11 protein-coding genes and 1 pseudogene are annotated in these 11,955 nt (G+C 63.9%); 8 read left to right on the top strand and 4 right to left on the bottom strand.

The window, feature by feature from the left end:
* Positions 1 to 234: 234 nt before the first annotated feature.
* The 6 genes from ACYVD7_RS04765 (at position 235) to ACYVD7_RS04740 (ending at position 7,032) form a co-directional block, all read left to right on the top strand.
* A complete protein-coding gene (locus ACYVD7_RS04765) occupies positions 235 to 1,533 on the top strand; it encodes a NupC/NupG family nucleoside CNT transporter (RefSeq protein WP_460759712.1) in 1,299 nt (432 codons plus the stop codon).
* Between the two features lie 142 nt (positions 1,534 to 1,675).
* A complete protein-coding gene (locus tag ACYVD7_RS04760; RefSeq protein ID WP_460759709.1) occupies positions 1,676 to 2,638 on the top strand; it encodes a ribokinase in 963 nt (320 codons plus the stop codon).
* A 227-nt stretch (positions 2,639 to 2,865) separates the two neighbouring features.
* Positions 2,866 to 5,475 carry an N-acetylmuramidase domain-containing protein gene (locus tag ACYVD7_RS04755; RefSeq protein WP_460759706.1) on the top strand — a complete coding sequence of 870 codons (2,610 nt, stop codon included), beginning with the start codon at positions 2,866 to 2,868 and terminating at the stop codon, positions 5,473 to 5,475.
* Positions 5,476 to 5,742: 267 nt separating this feature from the next.
* Positions 5,743 to 6,405: a class I SAM-dependent methyltransferase gene (locus tag ACYVD7_RS04750; RefSeq protein WP_460759704.1), complete on the top strand. Its 663-nt coding sequence runs from the start codon at positions 5,743 to 5,745 to the stop codon at positions 6,403 to 6,405.
* Positions 6,406 to 6,454: 49 nt separating this feature from the next.
* Positions 6,455 to 6,688, top strand: a complete 234-nt coding sequence (locus ACYVD7_RS04745) for a hypothetical protein (protein ID WP_460759701.1) — start codon at positions 6,455 to 6,457, stop codon at positions 6,686 to 6,688.
* A gap of 71 nt (positions 6,689 to 6,759) precedes the next feature.
* A complete protein-coding gene (locus ACYVD7_RS04740) occupies positions 6,760 to 7,032 on the top strand; it encodes a hypothetical protein (RefSeq protein WP_460759698.1) in 273 nt (90 codons plus the stop codon).
* 288 nt (positions 7,033 to 7,320) lie between these two features.
* Here ACYVD7_RS04740 and ACYVD7_RS04735 read toward each other — a convergent pair whose 3' ends face one another.
* The 3 genes and pseudogenes from ACYVD7_RS04735 to ACYVD7_RS04725 all read right to left on the bottom strand — a co-directional run bounded on the left by ACYVD7_RS04735 (position 7,321) and on the right by ACYVD7_RS04725 (position 9,386).
* Complete coding sequence (locus tag ACYVD7_RS04735; RefSeq protein WP_460759696.1) at positions 7,321 to 7,803, bottom strand: hypothetical protein; 483 nt, start codon at positions 7,801 to 7,803, stop codon at positions 7,321 to 7,323.
* A gap of 10 nt (positions 7,804 to 7,813) precedes the next feature.
* Entirely contained in the window at positions 7,814 to 8,239 is a 426-nt protein-coding gene (locus ACYVD7_RS04730) for a hypothetical protein (protein WP_460759693.1), read from the bottom strand.
* Positions 8,240 to 9,386 (bottom strand): annotated as a pseudogene (locus tag ACYVD7_RS04725) (IS3 family transposase).
* A 126-nt stretch (positions 9,387 to 9,512) separates the two neighbouring features.
* On the opposite strand from ACYVD7_RS04725, the gene ACYVD7_RS04720 reads away from it, so the two are divergent.
* Positions 9,513 to 9,815, top strand: coding sequence for a hypothetical protein (locus ACYVD7_RS04720; protein ID WP_460759691.1), 303 nt, complete (start codon positions 9,513 to 9,515; stop codon positions 9,813 to 9,815).
* Positions 9,816 to 9,851: 36 nt separating this feature from the next.
* Here the strand turns inward: ACYVD7_RS04720 and ACYVD7_RS04715 are convergent, their stop codons facing one another.
* Positions 9,852 to 10,511, bottom strand: coding sequence for a hypothetical protein (locus tag ACYVD7_RS04715; protein WP_460759688.1), 660 nt, complete (start codon positions 10,509 to 10,511; stop codon positions 9,852 to 9,854).
* 417 nt (positions 10,512 to 10,928) lie between these two features.
* On the opposite strand from ACYVD7_RS04715, the gene dusB reads away from it, so the two are divergent.
* Positions 10,929 to 11,927, top strand: coding sequence for a tRNA dihydrouridine synthase DusB (dusB, locus tag ACYVD7_RS04710; RefSeq protein WP_460759686.1), 999 nt, complete (start codon positions 10,929 to 10,931; stop codon positions 11,925 to 11,927).
* Positions 11,928 to 11,955 lie beyond the last annotated feature (28 nt).

The raw sequence follows: 11,955 nt of genomic DNA, 5'->3' as shown, positions 1-11,955 counted from the left end.
CTTGTCCTGTCATCCCGAGCGTAGCGAGGGATCTGTTTTTCCCAGCAAAGCAGCAGATCCCCGCTACGCTCGGGATGACATTCGAGTTGTTCAGAGGTTCCCCAACCACTCGGATGCCGGCCTTCGACGCCGGACCACTCCATACGCTTGGAAGAACGGGAGACTGGTCATCCCGGTCCTCCCCCGTTTCGCGCTACCCTGCCGCGGATTTCGCCACTGGCACAGGGGAGCACCGTGGAGTCGATTGCACGCATCGCGTTTGGCCTGTTTGGCCTGGCCTGCCTCGTAGGGCTGGCCTGGCTGTTTTCCAGCAACAAGAAATCGGTCGACTGGAAACTGGTCATCACCGGTGTGACCCTGCAGATCGCCTTCGCGGCGCTGGTGCTGCTGGTGCCGGGCGGCAAGGACGTGTTCGATGCGCTGGGGCGCGGCTTCGTCAAGCTGCTCGACTTCACCGCCGTCGGCAGCGGCCTGATCTTCGGCGACCTGTCCAAGAGCGAGAAATTCGGCTTCATCTTCGCCTTCCAGGTGCTGCCGACGATCATCTTCTTCGCCGCGCTGATGGGCATGCTGTACCACCTGGGCGTGATGCAGTGGATCGTGCGCGGCATGGCCTGGGCGATCACCAAGGTGATGCGCGTATCCGGCGCGGAAACCACCAGCGTCTGCGCCAGCATCTTCATCGGCCAGACCGAAGCGCCGCTGACCATCCGTCCGTACATCGGCCGCATGACCCAGTCCGAGCTGCTGACGATCATGGTCGGCGGCATGGCCCACATCGCCGGCGGCGTGCTGGCCGCGTACGTGGGCATGCTCGGTGGCGACGATCCGGTGCAGCGCGCGTTCTACGCCAAGCACCTGCTGACCGCGTCGATCATGGCCGCGCCGGCGACGCTGGTGATCTCCAAGATCCTGATGCCCGAGATCGGCGAACCGCTCACGCGCGGCAAGGTGAAGATCGAAGTCGAGAAGACCACCGCCAACGTGATCGATGCCGCCGCGGCCGGCGCCGGCGACGGCCTGCGCCTGGCGCTGAACGTCGGCGCGATGCTGCTGGCCTTCACCGCGCTGATCGCGCTGCTCAACGCGCCGCTGACGTGGCTGGGCGAGGCCACCGGCCTGGCGTCGATGCTCGGCCGCCCGACCGACCTGGGCAGCTTGCTGGGCTACGTGCTGTCGCCGATCGCCTGGATCATCGGCGTGCCGTGGCAGGACGCGACCACCGTGGGCGGGCTGATCGGGCAGAAAATCGTGCTTAACGAGTTCATCGCCTACCTGCAGCTGTCCGACATCATCCAGGGCAAGACCGCGGGCGTGCAGCTGAGCGAACACGGCAAGCTGGTCGCGACGTATGCGCTGTGCGGCTTCGCCAACTTCAGCTCGATCGCGATCCAGATCGGCGGCATCGGAGGACTGGCGCCGGAGCGTCGCCATGACCTGGCGCGACTGGGCCTGCGCGCGGTGCTGGGCGGCTCGATCGCAACGTTCATGACCGCGACGATCGCCGGCGTGCTGACCACGTTCGGCAGCTGATGCGCCGCTGATGCCTGTGGGGCGGAGCCCGGCTCCGCTGCCCTGGACCACGATGTGAAAGCAGCGGAGCAAAGCTCCGCTCGACTGGACGAAATCCGAGGCGGCCCGATTCGCCTACGCCGCACCACCGCAGGAGCTATGCATGGCCCGCGTCGTCGTCATCGGTAGCTTCAACGTCGACCACGCCTGGCGCGTGGCCAGTTTGCCCAGCAGCGGCGAAACGCTGGGAGGCACCTACGCCAGCGGTCCCGGCGGCAAGGGCTTCAACCAGGCCACTGCCTGCGTGCGCGCCGGCGTCCACACCACCTTCCTGTGCGCGCTCGGCGATGACGTCGGCGCGCAGCTGGCACGCGCGCTGGCCGCCGCCGACGGCATCGACCTGCGCGACGCACGCAGCGACGCTCCCACCGGCACTGCCGGCATCTTCGTCGACGCGCAGGGCCGCAACAGCATAGTCGTGGCGCCCGGCGCCAATGCCGTGCTCGACGCTGCGTTCATCGCACGGCATGCGAACGACATCGGCGCGGCGAACGCGGTGCTGGGCCAGCTGGAAACGCCGGCCGACGCCATCGTCCACGCGTTCGAACTCGCCCGTGCGTCGGGCATCGCCACGCTGCTCAACCCCGCGCCGGCCGATGCGACGGTGACGCCACGGCTGCTGGCGCTGTCCGACATCCTCACCCCCAACGAAACCGAGTTCTGCGCGCAGCTTGCGCGCCATGCGGACGTATCCGTCGACGCCGACAGCCTGGCCGCACGCGACGACGGCGACCTGCACGCGCTGTGCCGCCGGCTACATCCGGACGGCAGTGTCGTCGTCACGCTCGGCAGTGCCGGCTGCTTCGTCTCGCATTGCGCGCAGCAGTTGCGGGGCGACGCCGTCGACCACTACCGCATCGCCGCCGAAGCGGTCACGCCCGTGGATACCACCGGCGCCGGCGATGCCTTCAGCGGCGCGCTCGCGGCTCGCCTTGCGCGCCAGCCGCAGGATGCATTCCAGTCACACGTGCGCTACGCCAACCGCTACGCCGCGCTCTCCACGCAACGAGCGGGCGCGGCGATCGCGATGCCGCGCGACGACGACGTGACGGCGCGCTTCGGCTGAACTGCGCACGCGTCTCCAGCGGCTTGGGAAAGCGCGGCTCCAGGCGCGTGAAATCTTCGTAAGGCACCAGCAACTCCACGACACCAGCGACCATGCCTTCGGCATCGGCACTGGCGCACTGACCGAGGTACGCTGACCGATCCGGCAGCACCTTTGCGTTGCCTCTACAGGGAGCCGCGCAACCGGGGCCCCATGGATTTCCAACGGAATGGCGTAGGGAGACCACGATGAATACGGTCATCGAAGAACAGGCATGGGCTGACTACGCCCGCGCGCTTGGAGTTGAATCCGCCACGCTGCATGCCGTGGCCGAAGTGGAAGCCGCAGGCGCGGGCTTCCTGCCACCGCCCAACGGCGACAAGCCGAAAATCCTGTTCGAAGGCCACGCCTTCCACCGCCTCACCGGTGGCCGCTTCAGCAAGGCGCACCCGGGCATCAGCTACCCGAAATGGGACCGGAAGAAATATTCCGGTTCGCTGACCGGCGAATGGAAACGCCTCGACGCCGCCTGCCAGCTCGATCGCAGCGCGGCGCTGCAATCGGCCAGCTGGGGCATGTTCCAGATCATGGGCTTCAACTACCCGCACTGCGGTTGCGTCGACGTGGATGCCTTCGTCGTCGCGCAACATGCCGGCGCGACCGAACAGCTGGCGATGTTCGTCAAGTTCATTTCGCGCCCGCCCTTCCTGGCGACGTTGCAGGCGAGGAAGTGGGCGGCCTTCGCCAAGGCCTACAACGGCCCGGGCTACGCGCAGAACAAGTACGACACCAAGCTGGCGACGGCATACGCAAAGTGGAAGCTCGCGCTCGCCCCGCCCGCGGCTGGCGCCGGAAAGACGACGGTCGCGGCGGCCAAGGCGGCCGCCAAGGCCGCGGCGGCGAAGCCCGCCCTGCCACCGGGCCGCGAGGACTTCCCGCTGGTCAAGGCGGTGCGTCGTGGCAACACCCGGCGCCGCAACGTGCGCCCGGATCCGGTCGACCTGCGCGACTGGCAATACCAGCCCAGCGTGCGCGACGCACCGGCCCACCTGCATCGCCCGACCAATCCGCGCCCGACCAAGTTGCAGGGCCAGACCAACGCCTGCACCGGTTTCAGCCTGTCGCTGGTGATCGAGTACCTGCTGGCCAAGGCCGGCCGCGACGTCGAGACGATCTCCGGTTTCATGATCTACAACATGGCCCGCCGCTACGACGAGTGGCCGGAGGAAAGCGAGAACGACGACAGCGGTTCCTCCCTGCGCGGCGCACTCAAGGGTTGGTCGCGGCATGGCGCGGCGAAAGACGCGCTCTGGAACGAGCCCAAGATGCCCAAGGCCACCAACGAGGAAGACACCGACTGGTGGCTGGATGCGATCAAGCGGCCGATGGGCGCGTACTACCGCATCGAGCCCGCCAACATCCGCGACATGCACGTCGCCATCGCCGAAGTCGGCGCGATCTACGCCAGCGCCTTCACCCATACCGGCTGGGACAAGCTGCTCCGGGCCGTCGCGGTGCCCGCACCGACCGAAGAAACCCATATCGACGTGATCCAGCCCGGCAGCGGTGCGCACGACCAGGGCCATGCGTTCGCCATCGTCGGCTACAACGCCAAGGGCTTCATCGTGCAGAACTCCTGGGGCGAGGCGTGGGGCAATGGTGGTTTCGCGGTGCTTCCGTACGAGGACTGGACGGCCAACGCGATGGATTGCTGGGTCGTGCAGCTGGGCGTGGTCACCGAGGAACACGACAAGGTCGCCAGCGCCTCCACGCTGCGCACCGACGCGCGCAGCGGCAAGGCGGTGGTGTCGCGCAACCCGGTGCTCGCCGACCACGAGATCTCCCCGTTCGTGGTCAACATGGAGAACAACGGTCGCCTGAGTTCACGCGGCCGCTTCCGCACCGGCAGGGACGACCTGAAGCTGCTGATCGACCACCACATGCTCGCCGCCAGCGACGCATGGAACAGCAGCAAGGCCGGTTACATCGACGTGGCGCTGTACGCGCACGGCGGCCTGACCGACGAGGAATCGGCGGCGGTGACCGCGCGCGAATGGATTCCGCACCTGTACTCGCAACAGATCTTCCCGATCTTCCTGATGTGGGAAACCGGCGCCTTCGACACCTGGGCCAACATCTTCGAGGACACCGTCAAGGGCGAGAGCGAGAAGACCGGCGGCGAACGCTGGAACCGCATCAAGCGCGACTTCCGCGAATGGGCGAACGAACGCATGGAAGGCCTGGCGCGCGTGCCCGGCAAGGCCATGTGGGACGAGATGAAGGAGAACGCCGACAAGCTGTCCCGCAAGGACTCCGGCATCGGCCAGCTGTTCGGTTTCTTCAGCAAGTCCAAGGCGGCCGCGCGGTTGCCGGAGATCCGCCTGCACCTGATCGGCCATTCCGCCGGCGCGATCGTCCACGCCTACCTGGGACCGCGCGCGGTGGCGGCGAAACTCGAAGTCGCTTCGATCAGCCTGCTCGCGCCGGCAGTGCGGCTGGACCTGTTCGACACCAACCTGGGTCCGCTGATCGCGAACACGCCGATACCGGTGCTGATCTCCAACCTCACCGACGCCGCCGAGCGCGCCGACGACACCTGCAAGCCGTACGGCCACTCGCTGCTGTACCTGGTGTCGCGCTCGTTCGAGGATTTCGAGGAAACGCCGATCCTCGGCATGGAGAAGCACCTCACGCCCTTCCTGCCCGCGCGTTCCTGGGGCGCACAGGTCCGCCTGTTGCGCACGCCCGGCGAGACCTGGGCGCAGGGCATGGGCGCGACGCGCGCAACCACGCATGGCGGGCTGGATGACGACGCGGCGGTGCGCGACGCCGTGGCGGCGTTCATCAAGGGCAAATAGGCCCGAAGGCGCAGGTATCCGGTTTCCGGATCCCTGCGTCGTCCCCGTTCAGCCGGGCGCCGTCGCAGGGTTCGGGAGCGCGGTTTTCCCCCGGAATCCAGGGCCCCGGGGCGCCCTTCCCGCCTGCCGGGACGGGGCCGGGCACTCGTGTAGGATGCAGGACGCCACTGCTCCATTCGCGCGTCCCGCCCGACCAAACCGGTCGCTCGCTTCGCTCCCTCTCACGCGTCACCACCCTTCAACGGTGGCGCCCACACGGGAGCCCTCTTGCCCGGCTACACCACCCGGAACCTGTCCCTCACCGTAGGCGGCGATCCATGGCAGCTGCGGGTGCTGTCGGACCTGCAACAGTTCGGCGACCCCGACGGCCACGGCGCTCGCCTGGGCATTTCCGATTCCCAATGGAGCCTGTTCGGGCAGATCTGGCCGTCCGGGCGCCTGCTCGCGCAGGCGATGCACCGTTTCGACCTGGGCGGCGAACGCATCCTTGAACTGGGCTGCGGCATCGGCCTGGCCAGCCTCGTCCTGCAGCGTCGTGGCGCTGACGTGGTGGCGTCGGACATGCATCCGCTGACCGAGCCCTTCCTCGCCTACAACGCCGCGCTCAATGCCCTGCCCGCCGTGCATTACCGCCAGCTGCGCTGGGACACGCCGCTGCCGGCGCTGGGGCATTTCGACCTGATCATCGCCAGCGATGTCCTGTACGAACTGGGCCACGCGGACCTGCTCGCCAAGGTCGTCACGCGCCATGCGAATGAACAGGCGCAGGTGCTCATCACCGATCCGGGACGCGGCAACAGCGCGCGTTTCACGCGCCTGATGCGCGATCTCGGGTTCTCTTTGGACGAATCGCGCTGCCCGATGGATGACGGCGATCCGCCGCCGCATCGCGGCCGCCTGCTGCACTACCGACGCGGACCCTCGTCGTGAATGCGCAGCCGCCCTTCCATTGAATCTCACATCGGCTCCGGAGACCCCCATGGCACGCAGCAACACTCCTTCAGACGACAAGGCATTCCGACGCAAGGAGCCCGACTCCCGCCTGCTCACCAGCGAGCGCATCGCCGACGACATCCAGGCCTTCCGCCAGGCCGGGGGCCATATCGAGGTGCTGGGCGTTACCCGGGTCCTGACCAAGCTCGAGGACACCGTCGCGGACGCAACGGCACCGGCACGCCCGGCCGCCGGAACGCGCCGCGGAGCGACACGCTGACGAACCGCGGGCGGCGCACAGCGCTGATCGCCCGCGCGACACTTACACGAACCGTAATTCAGGGGCCTTGGATGAAACACCAGATCGCGATCTTCCGATTCACCCTCGGCACCGGACAGAGCATCGGTCCCAGCGAACTGGAAGCGCTGTGGGCGCGCGCCTGCCAGACCCCGAACGTCAGCGTCAGCCGCATGCACGGCGCACGTGGAAGCGACAAACCGACGTACTCGCTGTACGCGCCGCAACAGCTCGACAACCTGTCACAGGTCGAACAGCGACTGCGGCAGTCGCTCGATGAGTGCAAGCTACGGGTGATGCTGATTCCGCTGCATGCCACGGCGTGAGCTGATGGGTGGCTGCGCAATGCCCTTTGAAAGATGCAGCAGCAGCTTGAACAGATCGAAGCGCTGCCTAAAGCCAAGCAACGCGCCATCGCGCAAGTGCTCGCCTCCATGCTGACCAAGCCGTAACCATCGCCTTCGATCGCCAACAAAAAGCCCGCGCAGTGAGCGGGCTTTTTGTTTCATGCGGCGGGTCAAGACCCGCCCTACGCGGATTTTCTTAGGGCGAGTTTTAACCCGCCTTACGCGGGTTACGAGTTCTTCAACCCGCCTTACGCGGGTTCTTGTGCGTTATGGGGTTGGCTTAATTGCCCCCGGCTCCTTTGACTGGGGAGCATTTTCCGTTACCTCTCGCTCAATCATTTCAGTACGCCCATCAATGAGAGCATAAATGGCGACTGCAGAGCCCTCTATGCCATTTTCCGTTGCAACGTAGTCCAAGTTGCAAAAAACAGCTGCCGACTTAGGAAATGCACTCAAATCCTTATCACTGCACCTTACCTCCACGGAGAGAACTACTTGACCAACCGCATTGGTGGAAAAGTATCTATATCTTTCAACATAGGCTCTATACCCAAAGCGACCAACATCCACACCAAAGACCGCACCATCATGAAAATCAGAAGCCGATAGCTCGCACTTTTCATCTGTATCGCAAGTTAGCTGACTCCAGCCTCCATCGACATAGACTTGCCTAACAGATACTGGGGCTCTGGCCAGCTGCGGCGATGCCAACGTCACTCCCGCCACCCCAAACAGCGAAACCAAAAGCACCAGGAGAGATCTAGTTGCCATAGTGGATGTACCCATTTTTCTCGGTGGAAAGATAACCCTCACCATCTCCAGCGACGTCCTGAGGTGATGCACTACTTCTCTTTATACCTTCCATAATCCTGATTCCATCTATTCCATTCAGAAAATCCCCCTCTCGGAGATTGCGATATCCAGAATCCCGAAAGAAGGAAGCATCCAGAGCCGACAACGCCCTTCCTGAAGCAAAAAAGCCATGTGAATGCATGTCGTTCTTTCTGCCCAAGTCGGTCCAGCCATCCGAGTTCAACCTAAACTTGGCAAGCGATACGATGGGTGAGTCAGAGGTATTTATCCGCGCACCATAGATTTTTTGCTCTCCGGCGCCTTTCTCACCAAATGCCGCCTTATGCTCATTTCCGGTTGAGCCAGTTTGAATCGCCCCGGGTTTCGTAGACACCTACAAGCCTGATTGTCCCGCCTGCCGTTCGAACTCTACCGGAGAGACACCTCCGTTGGAGCCATGCCGGCGCTTGGGGTTGTAGAACATCTCGATGTAATCGAACACGTCGCTGCGGGCGGCTGCTCGCGTCAGGTAGATCTTCCGCTTGATCCGCTCGCGCTTGAGCAACTGGAAGAAACTCTCCGCGCCACCGCGTTGTCGTGGCAGTTGCCACGTCGGCTCATGCTGCAGACGATGCCATGTGACCTCAGGAATGCCTGCCATTCGTTACCGGTGAACTGGCTGCCCTGATCCGAATGCAGCATCAGGCCTGGAGCTGGCTTGCGTCGCCACACGGCCGCCAACAGCGCCTGCAACACCAGATCGGCATGCATCTGGCCCTGCATGGCCCAGCCCACGACCTGGCGCGAGTACAGGTCCAACACCACGGCCAGATACAGCCAACCTTCGTGCGTGCGCAGGTAGGTGATGTCCGTGACCCAATGGGTGTTGGGCGCGGCCACGTCGAACTGCCGATCCAGGTGGTTCGGTGCCACCGAGGACGCGCGGCCACCACGGGGACGCGGACGGCGTCCGTAGCCAACCTGTGCCTGCAGGCCTTCGCCGTGCATCAGCCGGGCGACCCTGTGCTTGCCGCAGTGCTCACCCAGATCCCGCAGGTCGTCGGTGACCTTGCGATACCCGTAGACCGTGCCGCTCTCCAGCCACGCTTGCTTGATCATCCCGAGCAGGCGCTGGTCCTCGCGATGGCGGTCACTGTGCGGCTCCTGTTGCCACGCATAGAAGCCGCTGCGTTGCACGCCCAGGACACGGCACATGCTGGTTACGCGGAACTGATCGAGATGCGCCTGCATGAACGCGTACTTCGCCCTTACCCCTTGGCAAAGTACGCTGCGGCCTTTTTTAGGATGTCGCGCTCCTCGGTCACCCGTTTGAGCTCGGCCTGCAACCGGCGCACTTCCGCCGATTGCGCCGCATCCGCCTGTCGCACCTGCGGCGCCTTGCGCTGCTCGCGAACCCACGCATACAACGAGTCGATGCTCACCCCCAGGCGAGTGGCGACATCGCGCACCGATCGACCTTGCTCAAGCACCTGTTTGGCCGCCTCGGCCTTGAACTCGTCCGAATACCGCTTGCTGCTCATGCCCACCTCCGTGATTGCCGTAATGTACGGCTCGGAGATGTCTAGTGAACCCGGGGCGATTCAAGCGTGTTGTTGCCATTGCAGGTGGACGCGACGTTCCAGGTGAAGGTGGCGCCGTCCTAGGTGATGGTCGTCGACTTCAGGGGACGGTTCTTCGCCGGCAGCTCGTTCCCTCGCTTCAACCGAAACATACCGAAGCCCGCGCAGTGCGCGGGCTTTTTGCTTCATGCGGCGGATCAAGACCCGTCCTACGAGTTCTCATCCCCTTCCTGCCCGAGCGACACGCAGGCGGGCTGGACGACGACGCCGCGGTGCGCGGTGCGCGAGGCGGCGGTGGCGGTGGCGGTGGCGGTACATCAAGCGGAAATGATCAAAGGTGCCGGTGCAGATACAACAAGCCCGCCGATAGGCGGGCTTGTTGGTTGCTGAAACGGCAATCACCAGGCCGTCGCCTGCATTACCGTCTCACCTTAGTCTGTTCGAGAAACCACGAACATCAGGATCGGTCACGAACACAAAGCGATGCTGGTAAGTATCATTTACCATTTGCTGTGTGTAGTCGATACCAATTGTATGTGGAGTCTTTGGACTCTTTTCGAAGTCCGCCCACCACGCTTGATATGAGCTATCGTCACGCCCACCTGTGACCAGCCCCATACACAAGCTCAACCCACAAGCCAGTCGAGGCGAGCCATGATGCATGCCAGCGTTCTGTAGCTGCTTTTGAAGCTCGGCAGCGTAAGTGCGTGTCAAATCCGAAGCATTCGGATCGACCAACATCTGCTTTTCCAGCAATTCCAGTTGCTTCTCAAATCCCGATCCAGTCATCGTCCTCTGGATTGCAGGAATATTTAGCTGGTCATTGGAAAAATAGCTTGATTCCGCTAGCAAATACTTCTGCTCAGCAGCTCCTCCAGGCTTGGCATGGCTCGATGAGGAAGCAAGCGATGACGTCTCAGTCCCATCTTCATTTCCCGTCCGCTCCTCAATAACAGACTGAGAAGCTGGGACACTCATTCCGCTCTTCGTACTCCGTTGGATGACCGTCTGATCTCGGCTCGCGACGATCCAAACGATTGCCGCACCGAATATCAGCGTCGTAACCACCAGCAATAATCCACGCATTGGCTTTGCAACCCACCCTCAAGAAAATTAATGAGGCTGCGCGAAGCGCACCCTCATTAATTGGTGAAAAATTTAATCTTTGCGCCCGGGGAATCGAAGATGAATTCTCCCACCGCAACAATCCGCGATATGGTAGGTACCATCTGGGTCAATTGTTACGACACAACTGTTGTCGCACGTTGTAGTAGTGCCATTGACCGTAACGGTGCCTTCCGCCGCGGCCGTGACCATGAACGACAAACCCAGAGCCAACACTAGCAAACTGCAACTCTTGCTTCGCTTCACTTTTGTAGTCCTTTATCAATCCGAGCAACTGGCTGGCAGCAGTTGCACAAGAGCCGGACATCCTTGCCAGCATTAAATTTGATGCTATCGCCCCGGACCCGTACCGTGCAAGCAGCCTCCGCTGGCATCCCCATGCCCATCGGCCCCTACAGCATCTCGCCCCGGGTGATCCTCGCGCCGATGGCCGGGGTCACCGACAAACCCTTCCGCGTGCTGTGCAAGCGGCTCGGTGCGGGCCTGTGCGTATCGGAGATGACTACCAGCGATCCGCGTTTCTGGAAGACCAGCAAGTCGCTGCATCGCATGGACCACGAAGGCGAACCCGCGCCGATCAGCGTGCAGATCGCCGGCACGGTCCCGGAGGTGATGGCGGACGCGGCGCGTTACAACGTCGATCACGGTGCGCAGATCATCGACATCAACATGGGCTGCCCGGCCAAGAAAGTCTGCAATGCCTGGGCTGGCTCGGCATTGATGCGCGACGAGGCGCTGGTCGCGCGCATCCTCGAAGCAGTCGTGAAGTCGGTCGACGTGCCGGTGACGCTGAAGATCCGCACCGGTTGGGACCACGACCAGCGCAACGCGCCGGCGATCGCGCGCATCGCGCAGGAATCGGGCATCGCCGCACTGGCCGTGCATGGGCGCACGCGCGACCAGCAGTACACCGGCGTCGCGGAGTACGACACCATCGCCGCGATCAAGTCGCAGCTGTCGATCCCGGTGATGGCCAATGGCGACATCGACTCGCCGCAGAAGGCGGCGTTCGTGCTGCAGCACACCGGAGCGGATGCGGTGTTGATCGGTCGCGCAGCGCAGGGACGGCCGTGGATCTTCCGCGCGATCGCGCATTACCTGGCCACCGGCGAAACACTCCCCGAGCCGTCGGCGGCTGAAGTGCGCGACATCCTGCTCGGACACCTCGAACACCTGCATGCGTTCTACGGCGAACCGTCGGGCGTGCGCATCGCGCGCAAGCACCTGGGCTGGTATGCGAAGGATCGCCCCGAGAACGTCGCCTTTCGCGCCGTGGTCAATCGCGCCGAGACCGCGCAGGCACAGTTGCAGCTCACCCGTGACTACTTCGACGCGCTGGTCGCCGGCGTCAATCCCGGTCTGCCTGTCGCGGCCTGATCGCTTCGTCCGCGGCCATTGCGTCGAG

It is taken from the genome of Lysobacter fragariae, from assembly GCF_054779775.1.
This window is presented reverse-complemented; position numbering and strand designations above follow the sequence as displayed.